The organism is Ruegeria sp. BC2, from assembly GCF_056539245.1.
In genome coordinates, this window is record NZ_JBQFUQ010000002.1 from 561,293 (window position 1) to 582,903 (window position 21,611).

Genomic DNA, 21,611 nt, shown 5'->3' on the forward strand with positions numbered 1-21,611 from the left:
GGAGAACCAAATGAAACTGTTTGGAACCGGCGGCGTCGTAGCCGCTGCCGTATTCGCCCTGACCGGCTTTGCCGCCAGCGCTCAGGAATGTATTGCACCGGCAAACCCCGGTGGTGGTTGGGATTTCACCTGCCGTCAGGTGGGCAAGTCGCTGCAGGATCTGGGCCTGATCGACCAGACCATGCAGGTCGTGAACCTGGCCGGTGGCGGCGGTGGCGTGGCCTTTGCCGAGGTGGTGAACAAGCGCAATGACGACAACAACCTGATTGTCGCCGCAAGTGCCGCAACCGCAACCCGTCTGGCCCAGGGCGCCTATCCGGGCAACACCATGGATCAGGTCCGCTGGCTGGCCGCGATCGGCGCCGACTATGGCGTGATCGCCGTGGCTGCCGATAGCCCCGTCAACACCCTGCCCGAGCTGCTGGACCAGATCAAAGCCGACCCGGCTTCGGTTTCGGTTGCTGGCGGTTCGGCCGTGGGCGGCTGGGACCACCTGAAGGTGCTGATCGCGGCCAACGCCTATGGCATCGACGATGTCCGCTCGGTCAAGTACATCGCCTTTGACGGCGGTGGCGAGGCGGTGACCCAGCTGCTGGCCGGCTCGGTCCAAGCCTTTACCGGTGACATTTCCGAAGCCAAGGGTTTCGTGGATTCCGGCGACATCAAAGTGATCGCGGTTCTGGCGCCCGAGCGTCTGCCCGGTGAATTCGCTGACTTCCCGACCGCCAAGGAACAGGGTGTGGATGCCATCGGCGCCAACTGGCGCGGTTTCTACGCTCCGGGCGGCATGTCGGACGAGGCCTACAACGACTGGGTCGCAAAAATCGGTGACCTGTATGCGTCGGACGAGTGGAAAGAAGTGATGGCCGCCAACGGTCTGGCTCCGCTGGACCTGCAGGGCGAGGACTTCCAGAACTTCGTTGCCGAGTCCGTCGGTCAGATCCAGACCATCTCGAAAGAGATCGGGATCATCAAGTAACCGCACCACTCACGTGCAGGCGGGTGCCGCGACAGCGTGGCGCCCGCACTCTTTTTTCCCGAACAACAGGAGACACCGATGAGTGACCGCATCTTCGGGGTTGTCGGACTTCTTCTTGCCATTGGTTTCGCGATATCCGCGCTGGCGATCGAAGAAAGCTTTCTGTCCGATGCCGTTGGGCCCAAGGCCTTTCCTTTGATCATCGCCGCCATTCTGGGAGTGTCCAGCGCGGTGATCGCCCTGCGCCCGGACGCCGAGCCGGAGTGGCCGGCCCTTGGCCGTCTGGTTGAGATCGCCGCCGCGGTGGTGGTCATGATCCTGTATGCCGAATTTCTGCCCGAGCTGGGCTTCGTCATCGCAACGGCCTTTGCCGCGGCCTACCTGGCCTGGCGATTGGGGTCCGGCCCGATCGAAAGCGTTCTGGTCGGCGTGGGCACCTCGGTTGGCATCTACGTCATTTTCCACCTGGTTCTGGGCCTGTCGCTGGCCAAAGGGCCGCTGGGTTTCTAGGGGGCGATCATGGAAACTTTTGCATCCTTGGCCGATGGGTTCGCCATCGCGCTGACTTGGCAGAACCTGATGCTGGCCCTGTTGGGCTGCTTTCTGGGCACGGTCATGGGCGCGCTGCCGGGCCTTGGCCCGTCGAACGGCGTGGCCATCCTAATCCCACTGGCCTTCACGCTGGGGCTGGGCGCGACGCCGTCGCTGATCCTGCTGACCAGTGTCTATTACGGGGCGATGTACGGGGGGCGGATCTCGTCGATCCTGCTGAACATCCCCGGCGACGAGCCTGCGATGATGACCTGTCTGGATGGGCATCCCATGGCCAAAAAAGGCCTGGCGGGTGAGGCTCTTTCGCTGTCGGGTATCGCCTCGTTTGTCGGCGCGTTCCTGGCGACCTGGGGTCTGATCCTGCTGGCGCCTCAGCTGGTCAAAGTGGCATTGCTGTTCGGCCCGGCCGAATATTTTGCCCTTTTTGCGCTGGCGTTCATGACGCTGGGCGGTGTGTCGTCGACCAACCAGGCCAAATCGGCTTTTGCCGCCGCGCTGGGGCTTGGGCTGGCGACCATCGGCGTTGATACCCAAACGGGCGTGCCGCGCTTTACCTATGGCGAAGTGCATCTGTACGACGGGATCGATTTCTTGGTGGCCATCGTCGGCCTGTTTGCCCTGTCCGAGGTGTTCATTTTCCTCGAACACCGGCATGGCGGGTCTGACGCCGAGGGCAGCAAGCTGAAAATCGGCAAGCTCTACCCTCCGATGTCGATGATCAAGAGCTGCACGCCGACGATGCTGCGCACCTCGTTCCTGGGCTTCATCGCCGGGGTTCTTCCCGGGGCCGGGGCATCACTGGGGTCGTTCATTTCGTACTCGATGGAAAAGCGGCTGGTGGACAAGAAAAACACCTTTGGCACCGGTGATCCGCGCGGTGTGGCCGCGCCCGAGGCTGGCAACAACGCCGCCGCCGGAGGCGCATTGGTACCGATGCTGGCGCTGGGCGTTCCGGGGTCGGGTACCACGGCGGTGCTGCTGGCGGTGCTGCTGGCGCTGAACATCACGCCCGGGCCGCTGCTGTTCACCCAGAACCCGGATGTGGTCTGGGGCCTGATCGCGGCGCTGTTCATCGCCAACTTCATGCTGCTGGCCATGAACATCCCCATGGTGGGCCTGTTCACCCGCGTGCTGATGATCCCGTCGCGCATCCTGATGCCGATCGTGGCCATGGTCAGCTTTGTCGGCATCTATGGCATTTCCGGGTCCAGCTTTGACCTGCTGGTGATGATCGGGTTCGGCGTGATGGGCTGGGTCCTGCGCAAGCTGGACGTGCCGCTGGTGCCGATCATTCTGGGTACCCTGCTGGGCAACGCGATGGAGAACAACCTGCGTCGCGCCGTGACCATCGACAATGGCAACTGGTGGACCCTGATCGACAGCCCGCTGTCCATCGGGTTGTGGACAATCGCGATCATCGGCTTTGTCCTGCCCCTGATCGTGGGCGCCCGGGTCAAGGCCAAGATGCACCAGCGTCGTGACGAAGAAGGAGCGATCAGCGATTGATCTGCCTGTCCGCCGCCCGCCGAAATGGTCGGGCGGCGGATCGTTTGCCGGCCCGTGACCCGCAGGGTCCGCCTGCCGATTGTCCCAGACACTTCGCTTTGCTAACGTCACTCTCGCGTCGGGGAGGGCGTGCAAACCGAAATGCTGGATTACTCGCATAACGCTTGGCTCGTAGCGGCCTCGTTGGCCGTCGCACTCATGGCCGGTTTCACCGGCCTGTATCTGACGCATGGTGCTTCAAAGCTGGATGACCAGAGGCGGAAGTTCGTCGTCGCCCTGGCTGCGGTCATTCTGGGCGGCGGCATCTGGTCGATGCATTTCGTGGCCATGCTGGGCCTGCAACTGCCGATCCTTTTCTACTATGACGCGTTGATCACCCTGATCTCGGCCCTGGTTGCCATTCTGATGGTCGGGCTGGCGCTGCTGCTGTTGCATTTTCGCGCGCGTAGCCCAGGCACGATTGTCGGCGCGGGTGTGATCGTGGGTCTTGGTATCGTGGTGATGCACTATATCGGCATGGCCGGGATGGAGCTGTGTCGCCCCGTCTACACCGCATCAGACGTTGCGATCGCGACCGTGGCCTCGGTGGTGCTGTCAGTGCTGGCGATCTGGGTTGCCTACGACAATCGCACCCAGCGCAATATCCTGCTGGGCACAGTGTGTTTTGGCCTGGCCGTATTCACCATGCACTTTGTCGCCACGGGCCTGACCGATTTTACCGCCAGTGACAATGCAGGTGGCGCAGGCCCGGCTTTGAACAATCAGGTTCTTGCGATGGGGGTGACCGTTGCGGTGTTCCTGATTTGCGGGGCATTCCTGCTGACCGGGATCACCTTTATCGGGCCCGAGCCGGCGGCAGAAGCGCCACAGCCGGAACCGGCTCTGCGCGCCGGCGTCCCGTTCGAGCGCGAGGGCCAGACCTTTTTCACCGAACCAGCGCGTATTGCCGCCATTCGGGCCGAGGGGCACTACACCGTTTTGTATATGGGCGCCGAGAAACTGTTCTGCCCTTGGTCGATCACCGAGGCCGAAACCCGCCTGAAACCAGACGGCTTTTTGCGGGCCCACCGAAGTTACCTTGTGAACCCTAGACACGTTTCCCGGTTTGAGCGGCACAAGGACAACGGCACCTGTTATTTCGACCAGGTCGATGCGCTCAGCAAGGTGCCGGTCAGCCGATCCCGCCTGACGGACATCCGCGAGGCGCTGGGCCTCTGATCGCAACTCGTGCAGCCCATTCGCATTTCGTGAAAGAAGCCGCGCCCCCCGTTCCTGCGCGATAGCCTGCGCGCGCCCTCAGGACTTTGCTTAATCCCAAGGCCCCGACGTGAACGGGCCAAGGGAGGAAAACATGATACCAGCCGGTTTCGAGTATCACCGGCCAGGCGACGTCGCCTCGGCCATCGGCATTCTGCAGGAACACGGGGACGAAGCGCGCGTGATCGCAGGCGGGCACAGTCTGATCCCGATGATGAAGCTGCGCATGGCCGAGATGGGCCATCTGGTCGACCTGCAGGCCATCGAGGAACTCAAAGGCATCGAGGTCGGGTCCGATACCGTGACCTTGGGCGCGATGGTCACGCAGCACGAGTTGATCACCCACGACGGTCTGGCCGACGCGATCCCGCTGATCCGCGAAGCGGCGATGCAGATCGCGGATCCGCAGGTGCGATACATGGGTACGGTCGGCGGGAACGTGGCCAACGGGGATCCGGGCAATGACATGCCGGGTCTAATGCAGTGCCTGAACGCGTCGTTCGAACTGTCCGGACCTGACGGCACCCGCAGCGTCCCGGCCCGCGATTTCTACGAGGCGGCCTATTTTACCGCCCGCGAGGACGAGGAGATCCTGACACGGATTTCCATCCCTGTTCCCGGCCCCGGTATCGGGCAGGCCTATGAAAAGCAGAAACGCAAGATCGGCGACTACGCAACCGCGGCTGCCGCAGTGATGGTTGGTAACGGTCAGGCATCGGTGGCGATGACCAACCTGTCCGACACGCCCGTCTGGTCTGACGCGGCCAGCACGGCACTGGCTTCGGGCGATGTCGACGGCTGCGTGGCCGCGATGCTCGAGGCGATCGACCCGGTGGCCGACAACCGCGGCCCCGTCGAATTCAAGAAACACGTGGCCGCCGTGATGCTGCGCCGCGCCATCGACCGTGCGCAGAGCCGCGCGGGCTGAGGGGAGGAACACAGATGTCGAAGATGCATGTCAAACTCACCGTGAACGGCAAGCAGGTCGAGGGCCTGGCCGAGCCGCGCACGTTGCTGATCCACTTCCTGCGGGAGGATCTGAAAATCACCGGCCCGCATATCGGTTGCGAAACCAGCCACTGCGGAGCCTGCACCGTGGATATTGATGGCAAATCCGTCAAATCCTGCACGACCTTCGTGGCGCAGGTGAACGGGGCCGATATCACCACCGTCGAAGGGCTGACCAATGACGACGGCAGCCTTGGTGTGTTGCAGGAAATGTTCCGCGAGCATCACGGGCTGCAGTGCGGTTTCTGCACGCCGGGTATGATCACCCGCGCGCATCGCCTGCTGCAGGAAAACCCCAACCCGACCGAAGAAGAAATCCGCTTTGGCATGGCCGGCAATCTCTGCCGCTGCACCGGGTACCAGAACATCGTCAAGGCGATCTCGGCCTCGGCTGACATGCTGAACGCGCAGAAGGAGGCCGCGGAATGAACGACCAGACCATGACCCCCGAAGAACGCGCCGCAAACCTCAAGGGGATGGGCAGCTCGCGCAAACGCGTCGAGGACGTGCGCTTTACCCAAGGCAAGGGCAACTACGTCGATGACATCAAGCTGGACGGAATGCTGTTCGGCGCCTTTGTCCGTTCACCCTATGCCCATGCCCGCGTTGTCAGTGTCAACAAAGAGGCCGCTCTGGCCGTGCCCGGTGTCGTGGCCGTTCTGACGGCCGAGGACTTGGCGCCGCTGGGTCTGCACTGGATGCCCACGCTTGCCGGCGACAAGCAGATGGTGCTGGCCGACGGCAAGGTCCTGTTCCAGGGCCAGGAGGTGGCCTATGTGGTTGCAGAAGACCGCTATGTCGCCGCGGATGCCGTCGAACTGGTCGAAGTCGAATACGAGGAACTGCCGGTTCTGACCGACCCGTTCGAGGCGCTGAAATCTGACGTGGTGCTGCGTGAAGATCTGGAAGGTCAGACCGAAGGCGCCCACGGGCCGCGCAAGCATCACAACCACATCTTCACCTGGGAACAGGGCGACAAGGACGCGACCGAAGCCGTTCTGGCCGAAGCCGATGTGGTGGCCGAGGAGATGGTCTATTACCACCGGACACACCCCTGCCCGCTTGAGACCTGCGGCTGCGTGGCCAGCATGGACAAGGTGACCGGCAAGCTGACGCTATACGGCACCTTCCAGGCGCCGCATGCGATCCGCACCGTCGTGTCCCTGATTTCGGGCCTGGCCGAGCACAATATCCGGGTGATCAGCCCCGATATCGGCGGCGGTTTCGGCAACAAGGTGGGCGCTTATGCGGGTTATGTCTGTTCGGTCGTGGCCTCGATCGTCACCGGTCAGCCGGTGAAATGGGTCGAGAACCGGATGGAAAACCTGATGTCCACCGCCTTTGCCCGCGACTACTGGATGCAGGGCAAGATCGCCGCCACCAAAGACGGCAAGATCACGGGCCTGTGGTGTCATACAACCGCGGACCACGGTGGGTTCGACGCCTGCGCCGACCCGACCAAGTTCCCGGCCGGGTTCATGAACATCTGCACCGGGTCCTACGACATCCCGACCGCCTATCTGGCCGTGGACGGCGTCTACACCAATAAGGCTCCGGGGGGTGTGGCCTATCGCTGTTCCTTCCGCGTGACCGAGGCCGCCTATTTCATCGAGCGGATGATCGAGGTTCTGGCCATCAAGTTGAACATGGACGCGGCCGAGCTGCGCCGGATCAATTTCATCAAGGCCGACCAGTTCCCCTATCAGTCCGCGCTGGGATGGGAATATGACTCGGGCGATTACCACACCGCCTGGGACAAGGCGCTGGCTGCGGTTGGATACGAGGATCTGCGTGCCGAACAGGCACAGCGGGTCGAGGACTTCAAGGCCGGCAAGACGCGCAAGCTTCTGGGGATTGGTCTGACGCATTTTACCGAAATCGTCGGGGCAGGGCCTGTGAAGAACTGCGATATTCTGGGCTTGGGGATGTTCGACAGCTGCGAAATCCGCATCCACCCGACCGGGTCAGCCATCGCGCGGCTGGGGACGATCTCACAGGGCCAGGGTCACGCCACGACCTTTGCCCAGATCATCGCCAGCGAGATCGGTCTTCCAGCCGACGACATCACGCTGGAGGAAGGAGACACCGACACCGCGCCCTATGGCTTGGGCACCTATGGCTCTCGGTCCACGCCGGTTGCTGGGGCTGCAACAGCCATGGCTGCACGCAAGATCCGCGCCAAGGCGCAGATGATCGCGGCCTATCTGCTTGAGGTTCACGACGACGATGTCGAATGGGACGTGGACCGGTTCGCGGTCAAAGGCGCGCCCGAGCGGTTCAAGACCATGAAAGAGATCGCCTTTGCCGCTTACAACCAGGCCATCCCGGGGTTGGAGCCGGGTCTGGAGGCCGTCAGCTACTATGACCCGCCCAACATGACCTATCCGTTCGGCGCCTATATCTGTGTCATGGAGATCGATGTCGATACCGGCGAATGGGAAGTCCGGCAGTTCTATGCGCTGGACGATTGCGGAACCCGGATCAACCCGATGATCATCGAAGGTCAGGTTCATGGCGGTGTGACCGAGGCGCTGGCCATCGCGATGGGTCAAGAGATTGCCTATGATGAGATGGGCAACGTCAAGACCGGCACGCTGATGGACTTCTTCCTGCCAACCGCCTGGGAAACGCCCAACTATACGACCGATCACACGGTGACCCCCTCGCCGCATCATCCGATCGGCGCGAAGGGTGTCGGCGAAAGCCCGAATGTGGGTGGCGTGCCGGCGTTCTCGAATGCGGTGCATGATGCGTTCCGACCGTTTGGCCTGGTTCAGAGCCACATGCCGCATGACCATTGGCGGATCTGGAAGATCGCCAACGGCTTGGGGATGCACGGGTAATCGGTTTCGGACCGGCGGGGCCCGGTCCGACCGAACGGAGGGGGTGCTGACCCTCTCCGACCCCCTCGGGATATTTTGGTCAAACGAAGATTGGACCCTGGTGTGACACTGAGTGACGTTCAGAACGGTTTGGCCCAGCAGGGCTATGTTGCCGACGACCGGTTGGCGATGGCGTTGCATTTGGCCCAGACCCTAGGACGACCGCTGCTGCTGGAGGGTCCGGCCGGCGTCGGCAAGACCGAAGTGGCCAAGGCACTGGCGGCGTGGCGAGACGCCCGTTTGATCCGCTTGCAGTGTTACGAAGGGTTGGACGCCAGTCACGCGATCTATGAGTGGAACTACCAGCGGCAGCTGCTGGCCATCCGAGCCTCCGAGGCGCGCGGCGGAACCAGCGAGGCCCAACTGTTTTCCGACGACTATCTGCTGAAGCGGCCGTTGTTGGAGGCGATCAGCGCCGATGATCCGCCCGTTCTGCTGATCGATGAGATTGACCGGGCCGATGAAGAATTTGAGGCCTATCTGCTTGAAATCCTGTCGGACTTTCAGATCACGATCCCGGAACTGGGGACAATTTACGCCAAAACGCGACCCATCGTCATTCTGACCGCAAACGGCACGCGCGATCTTTCGGACGCGCTGCGGCGGCGGTGTCTGTACAGCTTTTTGAACTACCCGTCCGGCGAGACCGAAATGGCCATCCTGCGGGCACGGATGCCCGAAGTCGAAGGGCTGTTGGCGCGCCAGATCATCGGAGTGGTTCAGAACCTGCGCAAGGAAGATCTGGAAAAGACACCCGGCATTGCCGAAATGCTCGACTGGGCCGCGGCCCTCTCGGGTCTTGGCGTCAACGATCTGTCCCAATCACCCGAGGCCGTACAGGCCACTCTGGTCTGTCTGCTGAAGACCGCTGCGGACTATGATGCCGTTCCACCCGAGGTGATGGATCGCCTGATCGGAAAGGTCGCGTGATGCAGGTAACACGGTTTCCATCGCGAGCGCACGGATTGGCCGACCGTATGGCGGGATTCGTGGCGCATCTGCGCGGGAACGGTTTGCGGGTCGGACCGCGTGAGACCGGAGATGCGCTGGATGCGCTGGCCTCGGTCGAGGCCACCGATGTCGGACAGGCGCGGGATGCCTTGTGTGCCCTGATGTCCGGGGATGCCGAGGATTGGCGGCGCTTTGACGATTTGTTCGATGCCTATTGGTTCAACGCGGGCAAGCAGCGGAACGGTGTCGCACAGAACACCCATGTCAAGGTCCAGTCGGCCAAGCCGATGATCTGGCAGACCGAAGATCGCGGAGATTCCACTGACGATTCCCCCGATGCGCAGGATGCCAGCACCCCGGATTCCGGGGATGGACAGGCCGAAGGAACGGACGGGAAGCTGATCGCAACCCGGACCGACAACCTGTCACGCCGGGATCTGCGCGAGTTGATGGATGAGCAATCCCTGCGCCGGGCCGAAGCCGCGGCCCTCGCCCTGGCGCGGGCGATCCGGGATCGACGTTCGCGCAGGCGCAAACAGGCGCGGCGGGGTCCGGTGCTGGACATGCGTCGCATCCAGCGGGCGAGCCTTGCGCGCGGAGGCGAGCCTTTGGAGCTGTTTCGCCGTGCCCGACCGCCTCGCCCGATGCGGATTGTCGCGCTGTGCGATGTCAGCGGGTCCATGACCGTCTATTCGCGTGTATTTCTGGCCTTTCTCAAGGGCCTTGTGGCCAGCGGAACGGATGCGGATGCCTATCTGTTTCACACGCGGTTCATGCGGGTCACCGATGCATTGCGGGACCACGACAGCTTGCGCGCCGCTGGGCGGTTGTCGCTGATGGCCGAAGGTTTTGGCGGCGGCACGGACATCTCCGGCAGTCTCGAAAGGTTTCTGGACGGATATGGTGCGCGGGCGCTGAATGGGCGCACCATCGTGCTGATCCTTTCGGATGGCTATTGCAGTTCTGACCCGCAGGCGCTGGGCGCGGCTTTGGCGAGGATCCGGCGCAAGGCGCGCAGGATCGTCTGGCTGAACCCTCTGAAAGGTTGGGAGAATTATCAGCCCGTCGCCGCCGCCATGCAGGCCGCCTTGCCCCATCTTGATGCGCACCTTCCGGCAAACACGCTCGACGCGCTGGCCGCGTTGGAGCCCGAGTTTCAAAAGTTGTGAGAGGAACCGATCATGCCTGGTTTCGACATTTTCGACACGATTGACCAGTTGCGCAGCAGCGGTGAGGCGTTCTGCGTCGCAACGGTGGTGCGGACGGCAGATGCGACCTCGGCCAAGGCGGGCGCCAAGGCGGCGATCACCCGGGACGGGCGGATTCTCGGCCATCTGGGCGGAGCCTGTGTCCAGCGGGCGGTGCGCGCCTCGGCACAGGAAGCGCTGGCCAGCGGTGCGTCGCGGATGATCCGCGTGAAACCCTCGGACAAGGTGGTGGCAATGACCGATCCGGATGGCGTTCAGACCTTCAAGAGTGGCTGCCCATCCGGCGGTACGGTCGATCTGCTGGTCGAACCCTATCAACACGCACCCCGCCTGGTGATCTTTGGCGATACCCCGATTGCCCATGCGTTGGCGGCTCATGCGGCATTGGCCGGGTTGCGCGTATTCGTTTCGTTTGAGGCCAGCGACGAAGCGGCGCAATCATGTTTCGACCCAAACGACGTGGATGCGTTGGGGGTTGAGCCCCGCGATTTTGTGGTCGTCGCCTCGCAAGGCCAGAACGACAGGGCCGCGTTGGCCTCGGCGCTGGGTACGCCAGCAAGGCGGGTGTCGATGGTGGCCAGCCAGCGCAAGGCAAAGGTGCTGTCGGCCAGGTTGGTATCGCAGGGCATGGACACCGAGAAGGTTGCGCGCCTGAAGTCGCCTGCCGGGCTGGATATCGGGGCCATTGATCCGCATGAAATCGCCTTGTCGATCCTGGCCGAGATCGTGCGCTGGCGAAATGCGGACACCGCCGAGGAGACAACTCATGATGAAAAACTTGCGTAGCTGGGTGGCGCGGCTATGGCCGCCCCGGCCCGCTCAAACCCCCGAGGATGCCGCGGAACAGGCGCTGCGCGTCTTTCCCAGATGTTGCTGAGCAGAGGAATACCCAATGGAACTGACTGACGAAATTCGCATCGCGGCCCCCCGGGACGCGGTTTATCGCGCGCTGAACGATCCCGAGGTTCTGCGGGAATGCATCCCCGGCTGCGAAGAGCTGACCCAGACCGCCCCCAACGAGCTTGAGGCCAAGGTGGTTCTGAAAATAGGTCCGGTGAAGGCGCGTTTCGCTGGCGAGGTGACGCTGGACCAGACCAACGCCCCCGACGGGTTTTCGCTGGTGGGCGAGGGCAAGGGCGGAGCCGCAGGTTTTGCCAAGGGTGGTGCGGACGTCACGCTGACCGAAGATGGTGACGAAACCGTTCTGACCTATACCGCCAAGGTTGATGTCGGGGGCAAGATCGCCCAGTTGGGCAGTCGTCTGATTGCCGGAACGGCCAAGAAGCTCTCGGGCAAGTTCTTCACCCGGTTCGGCGAGGTCGTTGCCGCGCAAACTGCTGCCTGAAGCAGGCGCCCGGCGCCGTTCCGGTTGACGAATTGCGTAAGGGGGGTATGCACCTGCATAGCGTTTGGCGCTGATGCAGCAGGAGACAGTGGTGCCCCCCACCTCGAAAATTGCCGAACTTGAGAATTGGCTGGTGATGAAGCCCGCTGACCTCAAGTCGATTCGTCAGCTGGTCACACGGCTGGAACATGCGCCCAAGGCTCCGGGTTCGGCCGGGCGTTTTTCTGCGGCACAAGCGGACATCGTTACCTCGCTGGGCGCCGATTGGCAGGCGGATCTATTTGAGCCCGAGCACATGGTCAAACAGTACCGCGCATGGTTGGCTGCATTGCGAAGCCGCGGAGTTTCGCAAGCGGTGCCGATCGGGCAGGTCTTTTCTGGGCGCGTCCTCAAGGTACGCGGGCAGAACGCCTATTGCGGCGTTTTTCTGGACTTCTTCAAAGAGACCGGCGCCATCCCGGCGCTGTGCAATGACTGCTACAAAGTGCAGATTTTGCCGCATGACCTGCGTGCGATGTTCCAGACCTATGCTCTGCTGCTGAAGCTGGATCTACCCAATGACAACGCCCGCAAATGCATGATCGAGCTGCGCGACGGGATCAAGTTTCCGTACAAGGCCTATATCTATTGCGACACCGTTGATGACGTGCGCGCCTGCCTGCAGGCGTTCCGCGATCTTCAGGCCAAGCATGGGATTGAAGGAATCAGCAGCAAGATCTCGCACGGATGTTCGGAATACGGGCAGAAGTATCCAGCATTCAAATTTCCGGAAACCGATGACGCGCCCGAGTTCGTTCCCGATCCGCAATGGCCCGCTATCGAAAAGGCCTATTTCAGGTCGATCAAGCTTCCGGCACAGGCCCGGGACAGCAACACCCGTGAGCATGTGAGCCTGCGCGATGTCTTCGCCTTCTGCACATGGGTCAAATACGCCGACCTGATCGGCGACCCGACCAGCGAGGCCTACGCGGCGCTGCGCGGACCGGACCTTCCCCAGCAATTCATCAAGCGGGTGCGGTCTCAGGCAAAGATCCGTCGCCGCGAGATGGAGGAATTGCAGAAGACGGAATGAGAGCCGACCACCCGTTCGAGGGTGGTTTGCGCGGTCGTCAAATCTTTTCGGGGATATGGTGCCCAGGAGAGGACTCGAACCTCCACGTCCATACGGACACTAGCACCTGAAGCTAGCGCGTCTACCAATTCCGCCACCTGGGCAGGTGTCGTGGAGGGGCGTTTAAGCCTACTCGCCGAGGGCGTCAACAGGATTCGAACGGATTATCGAAAGTTTTTTTTCGGTCACCTTCTCGCGGCGCGATCCCGTCGGTTCCGGCAGTGTTTTTTGCCTTATGCGCGGCGTTATTGCGCCTTGTTTGCCGGGCTTTGGAGCGGTAGATCGGAACAAGACCTACACAGCAGGAGCCCAACCATGTCCAAACTGGTCACGATTTACGGTGGATCGGGATTCGTCGGCCGCTATATCGCGCGACGCATGGCGAACGAAGGGTGGCGTGTACGGGTGGCGGTCCGCCGTCCGAACGAGGCAATCTTCGTCAAGACCTATGGCGTCGTGGGCCAGGTCGAGCCCATTCTGTGCAATATCCGCGACGATGCCTCGGTGGCCAGTGCGATGCATGGCGCCGATGCGGTCGTCAACTGCGTGGGCGTTCTGAACGAACTGGGCAAGAATGGATTTGGCGCCGTGCAAGCCGAAGGCGCGGGCCGCATCGCCCGTCTGGCGGCCGAGCAAGGCATTTCCCGTATGGTCCACATTTCGGCCATCGGTGCTGACGCGAATTCCGACAGCGAATACGCCCGCACCAAGGCGGCAGGTGAGGCTGCCGTGCTGACCCATATCCCCGATGCCGTGATCCTGCGACCCTCGGTGATCTTCGGGACCGAAGATCAGTTCTTCAACCGTTTCGCCGGCATGACCCGTATCTCGCCCTTCCTACCGATCTTTGGTGCCGACACCCGGTTCCAGCCGGTGTTTGTGGATGACGTGGCGCAGGCCGCGGTCAAGGGTGTGTTGGGTCAGGCCGCACCTGGCGTCTACGAATTGGGTGGGCCTGAGGCCAAGACCTTCCGTGAGCTGATGCAGCAGATGCTCGGGGTGATCCACCGCCGCCGCATCATCATCGGTCTGCCGTTCTGGGTTGGGCGGATCATGGCCGGGGTTCTGGACATGCTGAAATTCATCAGCTTCCAGCTGTTTCCGAACAACATTCTGACCCGCGACCAGTTGAAGAACCTGCGCCGTGACAATGTGGTGTCCGAAGGAGCAAAAGGTTTTGCCGATCTGGGGATCGAGCCTGCTTCGCTGGAATCGGTTCTGCCGGAATACCTGTGGAAATTCCGCCCTTCGGGTCAGTACGACGACATCCAGAACTCGGCCCGGAACCTGCGCATCTGATCAGCTGTAAGCGACAATCAGCAGGATCGTACCGAGGATCACGCGATAGATCACATATGGCGTGAAGCTGACGCTACGCAGCAGACGCATCATCAGGTTCAGCGCCAACAGGGCCGAAACAAAGGCGAACACGGCTGCAATGGCGCTGTCCTTGGCCAGCTGAGCGTTGGCCTGCCCGATCACGTCCAACGACAGCAGCGCGCCCGAGGCGATGATTGTAGGGATTGACATCAGCATCGCGATGCGCGCGCCGTCCTCGCGGGTATACCCCAAGTGTCGCGCGCCGGTGATGCAGATCCCCGACCGCGAGGTGCCGGGAATCAGCGCCAGGACCTGCCACAGACCCAAAATAACCGCGTCACGCAGCCCCCAGTCGCCGGCCTCTTTGGTCTGGGGGCCTTTTTGGTCCATCCAATACAGCAGCAGTCCGAAGCCCAACATCGTCCACCCGATCACCGCCACGGACCGCATCGCACTGCTGAGGCCGGTCAGGTGCAGGATGGCACCAACGATAACGGTCGGGATGGTGGCTACGATCAACGCCAGGGCCAGTCGGGACTGTGGGGTGTCGATGCGCCCGCGCAAAGCACGTGGCAGGCCCGCAAGGGCCAGTTTCACGTCGCTCCAGAAATACAGAACCACCGCGCCCAATGTGCCCACATGCACCGCGACGTCGATGGCCAGGCCCTGGTCTTCCATTCCGGTGAGGCTTGGCAGCAGGATCAGGTGGCCTGATGACGAAATCGGCAGAAACTCGGTGATCCCCTGGATGATCGCCACCAGAATCAGCTGAAAAAGACTCATCTGCCCGCCCGTGTTTGCGCCCGTGTTCTTTGCATTCAAGGCGTATAAGCGCGATCAGCAAAAGGAAAGTCAGGATTTAGGTCCGAAGTGGTCCTAAAAATGAACAGAAAGTCGCCCAAAGAGATCGATCTTTCCGATTTTTTCCAATTTAGGTCAGCACAATTGACTTTTCATCCGAATTGGCTTCGCATAAAGAAATCCGACCAAGCCAATTCATGGAGTCTGACCGTGGCCAAGCAACCGATGCTGAAATTTGTGCAGATCGATCGTGACATGCCTGAAAAGCGCGCCGCAACCGATCGCAGAGCGGACTTTCATGAAATCTATGCCGAATACGCCGCCGAAAAAGCCGCCGAGCAGGCCAGCCGTTGCAGCCAGTGCGGTGTGCCGTACTGTCAGTCGCACTGCCCGCTGCACAACAACATCCCGGACTGGCTGCGCTTGACCGCTACCGGACGGCTGGAAGAAGCCTATCAGACAAGCCAGGCCACCAACACCTTCCCCGAAATCTGCGGCCGCATCTGCCCACAGGACCGCCTGTGCGAAGGCAACTGCGTGATCGAGCAATCGGGCCATGGCACCGTCACCATCGGTGCGGTCGAGAAATACATCACCGACACCGCGTGGGAGGAAGGCTGGGTCAAACCTGTCGCTCCAACCGCCGAACGTCCCGAAAGCGTGGGCATCATCGGGGGCGGTCCCGGTGGTCTGGCGGCAGCGGACATGCTGCGCCGGGCCGGAATCCAGGTCACGGTCTATGACCGCTATGACCGCGCGGGTGGGCTGCTGATGTACGGCATTCCGGGCTTCAAGCTGGAAAAGGACGTGGTTCAACGCCGCAACGACCTGCTGGCCGAGGGCGGCGTGACTTTCGAGCTGAACTGTGACGTCGACGCTGCCAAGTTCGCCGAGATCCACGCAAAACATGACGCCGTGATCATTGCGACGGGTGTCTACAAGTCGCGGGATCTGTCCATGCCTGGCAGCGTCCTGCCCGGTATCGAAAAGGCTATCGATTTCCTGACTGCCTCGAACCGCAAAAGCTTTGGTGACGAGGTTCCCGAGTTCGACGATGGCCGCCTGAACGCCAAGGGCAAGAAGGTGGTCGTGATCGGTGGCGGTGATACGGCGATGGATTGCGTCCGCACCTCGATCCGTCAGGGTGCGACCTCGGTCAAATGCCTGTATCGCCGCGACCGGGCGAACATGCCGGGTTCACAGCGCGAAACCCAGAACGCTGAGGAAGAGGGCGTGATTTTCGAATGGCTCAGCGCGCCCAAGGGGTTTGTTGGCGACGAGCGTGTTACCGGCGTGATGGTGCAGAAGATGCGCTTGGGTCAACCCGACGCCACCGGCCGTCAGGCCCCCGAAGTGATCGAAGGCGCGGATTACGTCGAAGAGGCCGACCTGGTCATCAAGGCGCTGGGCTTCGAGCCCGAGGACCTGCCCACCCTGTTCGGCCAGCCCGACCTGCCCGTGACCCGCTGGGGCACCATCAAGGCCGCGTTCGAAACCGGCGAGACCGAGATGGACGGCGTCTATGCCATCGGTGACATCGTGCGCGGTGCCTCGCTGGTGGTCTGGGCGATCCGCGACGGCCGCGACTGCGCGCAGGCCATCATCGACCGGTTCAACGGCAAGGCCGCGCTTGCGGCCGAATGATCCCGCAGCCCAGCGACAGGAGGGACAGGATGCCCGAATTGCAAGGCCAATGCATGTGCGGCGCAGTCACCGTGACCGCGACCCCCGCCCGCGACGCGCTGGGCGCCTGCCATTGCGACATGTGCCGCCGCTGGACCAGCAGCGCGCTGGTCACCTTTCCGGCGCAGCCGGGCTATGCGGCGCTGGGGCCGGTCAAGACCTTCACATCGTCGGACTGGGCCGAACGCGCCTTCTGCGAAGAATGCGGATCGGCCCTGTGGTACCGGATCACCCTGCCGGGCGAGATGCACGGCCAGACACAGATCGCGGCCGGCCTGTTCGACAACGCGGCCGGCAACACGCTGAAACTTGAACTCTACATCGACAAAAAGCCCGAGGGTTACGCGTTCGCAGGTGAACGCCGCCAGATGACCGAAGCCGAGGTCATGGCCATGTACGCCCCGTCGGAAGAAGGAGACAGCCAATGACGAAATTTGATGCCGATTGGGTCCGGGCCGAGGAAGCCAAGCGCAAGTGGATGGCCGAAAATGGCCTGTATTCCGAGCAGGAAGAGCATTCTTCGTGCGGGGTCGGTCTGGTGGTTTCGGTCGACGGCAAGAAAAGCCGCAAGGTGGTCGAGGCCGGGATCGATGCGCTCAAGGCGATCTGGCATCGCGGCGCGGTGGATGCCGACGGCAAGACCGGCGACGGCGCGGGCATCCATGTGCAGATCCCGGCCCCCTTCTTCTATGACCAGATACGCCGCACCGGGCACGAGCCCAAGATGGACGAGCTGATCGCCGTGGGGCAGGTGTTCCTGCCGCGCACCGATTTCGGCGCGCAAGAGCGCTGCCGGACCATCGTGGAAACCGAAGTTCTGCGGATGGGCTATTACATCTATGGCTGGCGCCACGTGCCGGTGGATGTCACCTGCCTGGGCGAAAAGGCCAACGCGACCCGGCCCGAGATCGAGCAGATCCTGATCTCGAATTCCAAGGGCGTTGACGAGGACACGTTCGAGCGCGAGCTGTACGTCATCCGCCGCCGGATCGAGAAAGCCGCCGCCGCCGCGGGGATTTCGGGTCTGTACCTGGCCTCGCTCAGCTGCCGGTCGATCATCTACAAGGGCATGATGCTGGCCGAGCAGGTCGCCGTGTTCTACCCCGACCTGATGGACGAGCGTTTCGAATCCGCCTTTGCGATCTATCACCAGCGCTATTCCACCAACACCTTCCCGCAATGGTGGCTGGCGCAGCCGTTCCGCATGCTGGCCCACAATGGCGAGATCAACACGCTGAAGGGCAACATCAACTGGATGAAAAGCCACGAGATCCGCATGGCCTCTGCGACCTTTGGCGACTATGCCGAAGACATCAAGCCGATCATTGCGGGCGGATCGTCGGATTCGGCGGCGCTGGATTCGGTGTTCGAGGTTCTGGTGCGCGCGGGCCGCTCGGCCCCGATGGCCAAGACGATGCTGGTGCCGGAAAGCTGGTCGAAACAGGCGGTGGAACTGCCGCAGTCCTGGCGCGACATGTATTCCTACTGCAACTCGGTGATGGAGCCGTGGGACGGCCCCGCCGCGCTGGCCATGACCGATGGCCGCTGGGTCTGCGCCGGGCTGGATCGCAACGGCCTGCGCCCGATGCGCTATGTCGTCACCGGCGACGGTCTGGTGATCGCCGGGTCCGAGGCGGGTATGGTCCCGATCAACGAGGCCAGCGTTAAGGAAAAAGGTGCGCTGGGTCCGGGCCAGATGCTGGCCGTCGACATGAAGAAGGGCAAGCTGTACCGCGACAAGCAGATCAAGGACAAGCTGGCCGCGGCCCTGCCGTTCGGCGAATGGGTCAGCAAGATCAACGATCTGGACGAAAAGCTGGCGAAGGTTGCCGAAAAGCCGCTGTTCACCGGTGAAGAGCTGCGCAAGCGCCAGATCGCGGCAGGCTACACGGTCGAGGAACTGGAGCAGATCCTCGCACCGATGGCCGAGGATGGCAAAGAAGCGATCGCCTCGATGGGCGACGACACGCCCTCGGCGGTTCTGTCCAAACAGTACCGGCCGCTCAGCCATTTCTTCCGCCAGAACTTCAGCCAGGTGACCAACCCGCCCATCGACAGCCTGCGCGAATACCGCGTGATGTCGCTGAAGACGCGGTTCGGCAACCTCAAGAACGTGCTGGATGAAGACAGCAGCCAGACCGAGATCGTGGTGCTGGAAAGCCCCTTTGTCGGCAACGCCCAGTGGGAAGAACTGGTGGCGAATTTCGATGCGCCGCTGGCCGAGATCGACTGCACCTTCGAACCCGGCAACGGCGCGCTGAGCGCCGCGTTGGCCCGCATCCGCGCCGAGGCGGAGGAGGCCGTGCGTTCGGGCGCGGGTCACCTGGTGCTGACCGACCAGTATTCCGGCCCCGGCAAAGTGGCGATGCCGATGATCCTGGCCACCAGCGCGGTGCATTCGCACTTGATCCGTCAGGGCCTGCGGACCTTCTGCTCGCTCAACGTGCGCTCGGCGGAATGCATCGACCCGCATTATTTCGCGGTGCTGATCGGCTGTGGCGCGACCGTGGTGAACGCCTATTTGGCCGAGGATTCGTTGGCCGACCGGATCGAACGCGGGTTGCTGGAAGGCAGCCTGACTGAAAACGTCGCGCGTTACCGCGAGGCGATCGACCAGGGCCTGCTGAAGATCATGGCCAAGATGGGCATCTCGGTGATCTCGTCCTATCGCGGCGGCCTGAATTTCGAAGCCGTGGGCCTGAGCCGCGCCATGGTGGCCGAATATTTCCCCGGCATGACCAGCCGGATTTCCGGCATCGGCGTCACCGGCATTCAGTCCAAGGCTGAAGGAATCCACGCCAAAGGCTGGGAGAGTGGCTTGGATGTTCTGCCTATCGGTGGCTTCTACAAGGCCCGCAAATCGGGTGAGACCCATGCGTGGGAAGCGACCTCGATGCACATGATGCAGATGGCCTGCAACCGCGCCTCGTACGAGCTGTGGAAGCAGTACTCGGCCAAGATGCAGGCCAACCCGCCGATCCATCTGCGCGATCTGATGGATTTCAAACCGCTGGGCAAGCCGATCCCGATCGAGGAGGTCGAGTCGATCACTTCGATCCGCAAGCGCTTTGTCACCCCGGGCATGTCGCTGGGTGCGCTCAGCCCCGAGGCGCACAAGACGCTGAACGTGGCGATGAACCGGATCGGTGCGAAATCCGACTCGGGTGAAGGTGGGGAAGATCCCGCTCACTTCGTGCCTGAGCCGAATGGCGACAACCCCTCGGCCAAGATCAAGCAGGTGGCCTCGGGCCGGTTCGGCGTGACCGCCGAATACCTCAACCAGTGCGAAGAGCTGGAAATCAAGGTGGCCCAGGGTGCCAAGCCCGGCGAGGGCGGCCAGCTGCCCGGCATGAAGGTCACCGATCTGATCGCGCGCCTGCGTCACTCGACCAAGGGCGTGACGCTGATCTCGCCGCCTCCGCACCACGACATCTACTCGATCGAGGATCTGGCGCAGCTGATCTATGACCTCAAGCAGATCAACCCGCGCGCCAAGGTGACGGTGAAACTGGTGGCGTCCTCGGGCGTGGGCACGATCGCCGCCGGGGTGGCCAAGGCCAAGGCCGACATCATCCTGATCTCGGGCCACAATGGCGGCACCGGGGCATCCCCCGCGACCAGCATCAAATATGCCGGCCTGCCGTGGGAAATGGGCCTGACCGAGGCGCATCAGGTTCTGGCGATGAACAACCTGCGCGACCGGGTAACCCTGCGGACCGATGGCGGCTTGCGCACCGGGCGCGACATCGTCATGGCGGCGATGATGGGGGCCGAGGAGTACGGCATCGGCACCGCCGCCCTGATCGCGATGGGTTGCATCATGGTGCGCCAGTGCCAGTCAAACACCTGCCCGGTGGGCGTATGTACGCAGGATGAATCCCTGCGCGCCAAGTTCACCGGCAATGCCGACAAGGTGGTGAACCTGATCACCTTCTACGCACAGGAAGTGCGCGAGATCCTGGCCAGCCTCGGCGCACGGTCGGTCGACGAAATCATCGGTCGGGCGGATCTGCTGGCGCAGGTCAGCCGCGGTTCGGCGCATCTGGACGATCTGGACCTGAATCCGCTGCTGATCACCGTCGATGGCGCGCAAAACATCGTCTATGACCGTGACAAGCCCCGCAACGCGGTGCCTGATACGCTGGACTCTGAAATCGTGCGCGACGCTGCGCGGTTCCTGAAGGATGGCGAGAAGATGCAGCTGTCTTATGCCGTGCAGAACACGCACCGGACGGTCGGCACCCGCGTGTCCAGCCACATCGTGCAGAACTTTGGCATGCGCAACACGTTCCAGCCGGACCACCTGCATGTGAAACTGCAGGGCTCGGCCGGCCAGTCGCTGGGCGCCTTCGCCGCGCCGGGGCTCAAGCTGGAAGTGTCGGGCGACGCCAACGACTATGTGGGCAAGGGCCTGTCGGGCGGTACCATCGTCGTGCGCCCGCCGCAGGTCAGCCCGTTGCAGGCCGACCGGAATACGATCATCGGCAACACGGTCCTGTACGGCGCGACCGACGGGTACCTGTTCGCGGCTGGCCGTGCTGGTGAACGCTTTGCCGTGCGCAACTCGGGTGCCACCGTGGTGGTCGAGGGCTGCGGCTCGAACGGGTGTGAGTACATGACCGGCGGCGTTGCGGTGATTCTGGGTGACATCGGTGCGAACTTTGGCGCGGGGATGACGGGTGGTATGGCCTATCTGTACGACCCCGAAGGCAAGGCGCAGTTGCTGATGAACATGGAAACCCTGGTGACCTGCCCCGTAACGGTCGAGCATTGGGAGATGCAGCTGAAGTCGCTGATCGAGCGCCACGCCGCGGAGACCGGCAGCCGCAAGGCCGCCGATATCCTGCAGCACTGGGATGTCGAGCTGTCGAACTTCCTGCAGGTCTGCCCGAAGGAAATGCTGAACAAACTCAGCCACCCGCTGAGCCACGAGGCAGCGGCGGTTCCGGCCGAATAAGACCGCCTGTGAAACCTGCCCCGCGTGTTTGAAAAGACACGCGGGGTTTTC

General features: G+C 62.5%; 17 protein-coding genes and 1 tRNA gene. 16 read left to right on the forward strand and 2 right to left on the reverse strand.

From position 1 onward, the window contains the following. Positions 1–10: 10 nt before the first annotated feature. The 12 genes from ACR0CU_RS13075 to ACR0CU_RS13130 all read left to right on the forward strand — a co-directional run bounded on the left by ACR0CU_RS13075 (position 11) and on the right by ACR0CU_RS13130 (position 12,760). Positions 11–979: a Bug family tripartite tricarboxylate transporter substrate binding protein gene (locus tag ACR0CU_RS13075; protein WP_170361035.1), complete on the forward strand. Its 969-nt coding sequence runs from the start codon at positions 11–13 to the stop codon at positions 977–979. A 78-nt stretch (positions 980–1,057) separates the two neighbouring features. Further along, positions 1,058–1,489, forward strand: a complete 432-nt coding sequence (locus ACR0CU_RS13080; protein ID WP_170447159.1) for a tripartite tricarboxylate transporter TctB family protein — start codon at positions 1,058–1,060, stop codon at positions 1,487–1,489. Between the two features lie 9 nt (positions 1,490–1,498). Beyond that, entirely contained in the window at positions 1,499–3,037 is a 1,539-nt protein-coding gene (locus ACR0CU_RS13085; protein WP_093963852.1) for a tripartite tricarboxylate transporter permease, read from the forward strand. A gap of 141 nt (positions 3,038–3,178) precedes the next feature. Then, positions 3,179–4,255, forward strand: a complete 1,077-nt coding sequence (locus ACR0CU_RS13090) for an MHYT domain-containing protein (RefSeq protein WP_093964360.1) — start codon at positions 3,179–3,181, stop codon at positions 4,253–4,255. A 133-nt stretch (positions 4,256–4,388) separates the two neighbouring features. Beyond that, on the forward strand, positions 4,389–5,222 hold the full coding sequence (locus tag ACR0CU_RS13095) for an FAD binding domain-containing protein (protein WP_170447157.1): 834 nt from the start codon (positions 4,389–4,391) through the stop codon (positions 5,220–5,222). A gap of 14 nt (positions 5,223–5,236) precedes the next feature. After that, positions 5,237–5,731 (forward strand): (2Fe-2S)-binding protein, encoded by a 495-nt coding sequence (locus ACR0CU_RS13100; protein ID WP_093963851.1) that lies wholly within the window; start codon positions 5,237–5,239, stop codon positions 5,729–5,731. Next, entirely contained in the window at positions 5,728–8,145 is a 2,418-nt protein-coding gene (locus ACR0CU_RS13105) for an aerobic carbon-monoxide dehydrogenase large subunit (protein ID WP_170438855.1), read from the forward strand. Before ACR0CU_RS13100 ends, ACR0CU_RS13105 begins: the two co-directional genes overlap by 4 nt. A gap of 168 nt (positions 8,146–8,313) precedes the next feature. Continuing rightward, positions 8,314–9,114 carry an AAA family ATPase gene (locus ACR0CU_RS13110; RefSeq protein ID WP_254430346.1) on the forward strand — a complete coding sequence of 267 codons (801 nt, stop codon included), beginning with the start codon at positions 8,314–8,316 and terminating at the stop codon, positions 9,112–9,114. Next, positions 9,114–10,304, forward strand: coding sequence for a vWA domain-containing protein (locus ACR0CU_RS13115; protein ID WP_170447811.1), 1,191 nt, complete (start codon positions 9,114–9,116; stop codon positions 10,302–10,304). The genes ACR0CU_RS13110 and ACR0CU_RS13115 overlap by 1 nt, the downstream gene beginning before the upstream one ends. 12 nt (positions 10,305–10,316) lie before the next feature. Further along, positions 10,317–11,129, forward strand: coding sequence for an XdhC family protein (locus tag ACR0CU_RS13120; RefSeq protein ID WP_170447156.1), 813 nt, complete (start codon positions 10,317–10,319; stop codon positions 11,127–11,129). Positions 11,130–11,235: 106 nt separating this feature from the next. Beyond that, positions 11,236–11,688 carry an SRPBCC family protein gene (locus tag ACR0CU_RS13125; RefSeq protein WP_093963846.1) on the forward strand — a complete coding sequence of 151 codons (453 nt, stop codon included), beginning with the start codon at positions 11,236–11,238 and terminating at the stop codon, positions 11,686–11,688. 73 nt (positions 11,689–11,761) lie between these two features. Then, entirely contained in the window at positions 11,762–12,760 is a 999-nt protein-coding gene (locus ACR0CU_RS13130; RefSeq protein ID WP_170447153.1) for a hypothetical protein, read from the forward strand. 56 nt (positions 12,761–12,816) lie between these two features. Here the strand turns inward: ACR0CU_RS13130 and ACR0CU_RS13135 are convergent. Next, positions 12,817–12,903: transfer RNA gene (locus ACR0CU_RS13135), tRNA-Leu, on the reverse strand. Between the two features lie 211 nt (positions 12,904–13,114). Between ACR0CU_RS13135 and ACR0CU_RS13140 the strand changes: the two genes are divergently transcribed. Further along, positions 13,115–14,098: a complex I NDUFA9 subunit family protein gene (locus tag ACR0CU_RS13140; protein WP_170342505.1), complete on the forward strand. Its 984-nt coding sequence runs from the start codon at positions 13,115–13,117 to the stop codon at positions 14,096–14,098. Here the strand turns inward: ACR0CU_RS13140 and ACR0CU_RS13145 are convergent, their stop codons facing one another. Continuing rightward, positions 14,099–14,902 (reverse strand): undecaprenyl-diphosphate phosphatase, encoded by an 804-nt coding sequence (locus ACR0CU_RS13145; protein ID WP_170342503.1) that lies wholly within the window; start codon positions 14,900–14,902, stop codon positions 14,099–14,101. It abuts the gene before it with no gap. A 228-nt stretch (positions 14,903–15,130) separates the two neighbouring features. Here ACR0CU_RS13145 and ACR0CU_RS13150 point away from each other — a divergent pair, with 228 nt between their 5' ends. The 3 genes from ACR0CU_RS13150 to gltB are packed head-to-tail and all read left to right on the forward strand — an operon-like array spanning position 15,131 to position 21,560. Further along, positions 15,131–16,564 carry an NAD(P)-dependent oxidoreductase gene (locus ACR0CU_RS13150; RefSeq protein WP_170447152.1) on the forward strand — a complete coding sequence of 478 codons (1,434 nt, stop codon included), beginning with the start codon at positions 15,131–15,133 and terminating at the stop codon, positions 16,562–16,564. A gap of 29 nt (positions 16,565–16,593) precedes the next feature. After that, complete coding sequence (locus ACR0CU_RS13155; protein WP_005979708.1) at positions 16,594–17,031, forward strand: GFA family protein; 438 nt, start codon at positions 16,594–16,596, stop codon at positions 17,029–17,031. Continuing rightward, the gene (gene gltB, locus ACR0CU_RS13160; protein ID WP_480643180.1) at positions 17,028–21,560 is read left to right on the forward strand and encodes a glutamate synthase large subunit; all 4,533 of its coding nucleotides are present in this window, start codon (positions 17,028–17,030) and stop codon (positions 21,558–21,560) included. The genes ACR0CU_RS13155 and gltB overlap by 4 nt, the downstream gene beginning before the upstream one ends. Positions 21,561–21,611: the final 51 nt, after the last annotated feature.

Excerpts from the sequence above, each read along its gene's own strand:
- ACR0CU_RS13130 (WP_170447153.1), top strand. The coding sequence starts at position 11,762 with ATGCAGCAGGAGACAGTGGTGCCCCCCACCTCGAAAATTGCCGAACTT.
- gltB (WP_480643180.1), top strand. The coding sequence starts at position 17,028 with ATGACGAAATTTGATGCCGATTGGGTCCGGGCCGAGGAAGCCAAGCGC.
- ACR0CU_RS13105 (WP_170438855.1), top strand. The coding sequence starts at position 5,728 with ATGAACGACCAGACCATGACCCCCGAAGAACGCGCCGCAAACCTCAAG.
- ACR0CU_RS13145 (WP_170342503.1), bottom strand. The coding sequence starts at position 14,902 with ATGAGTCTTTTTCAGCTGATTCTGGTGGCGATCATCCAGGGGATCACC.
- ACR0CU_RS13125 (WP_093963846.1), top strand. The coding sequence starts at position 11,236 with ATGGAACTGACTGACGAAATTCGCATCGCGGCCCCCCGGGACGCGGTT.
- ACR0CU_RS13110 (WP_254430346.1), top strand. The coding sequence starts at position 8,314 with ATGGCGTTGCATTTGGCCCAGACCCTAGGACGACCGCTGCTGCTGGAG.
- ACR0CU_RS13085 (WP_093963852.1), top strand. The coding sequence starts at position 1,499 with ATGGAAACTTTTGCATCCTTGGCCGATGGGTTCGCCATCGCGCTGACT.
- ACR0CU_RS13090 (WP_093964360.1), top strand. The coding sequence starts at position 3,179 with ATGCTGGATTACTCGCATAACGCTTGGCTCGTAGCGGCCTCGTTGGCC.
- ACR0CU_RS13080 (WP_170447159.1), top strand. The coding sequence starts at position 1,058 with ATGAGTGACCGCATCTTCGGGGTTGTCGGACTTCTTCTTGCCATTGGT.
- ACR0CU_RS13075 (WP_170361035.1), top strand. The coding sequence starts at position 11 with ATGAAACTGTTTGGAACCGGCGGCGTCGTAGCCGCTGCCGTATTCGCC.
- ACR0CU_RS13155 (WP_005979708.1), top strand. The coding sequence starts at position 16,594 with ATGCCCGAATTGCAAGGCCAATGCATGTGCGGCGCAGTCACCGTGACC.
- ACR0CU_RS13100 (WP_093963851.1), top strand. The coding sequence starts at position 5,237 with ATGTCGAAGATGCATGTCAAACTCACCGTGAACGGCAAGCAGGTCGAG.
- ACR0CU_RS13140 (WP_170342505.1), top strand. The coding sequence starts at position 13,115 with ATGTCCAAACTGGTCACGATTTACGGTGGATCGGGATTCGTCGGCCGC.
- ACR0CU_RS13115 (WP_170447811.1), top strand. The coding sequence starts at position 9,114 with ATGCAGGTAACACGGTTTCCATCGCGAGCGCACGGATTGGCCGACCGT.
- ACR0CU_RS13095 (WP_170447157.1), top strand. The coding sequence starts at position 4,389 with ATGATACCAGCCGGTTTCGAGTATCACCGGCCAGGCGACGTCGCCTCG.
- ACR0CU_RS13120 (WP_170447156.1), top strand. The coding sequence starts at position 10,317 with ATGCCTGGTTTCGACATTTTCGACACGATTGACCAGTTGCGCAGCAGC.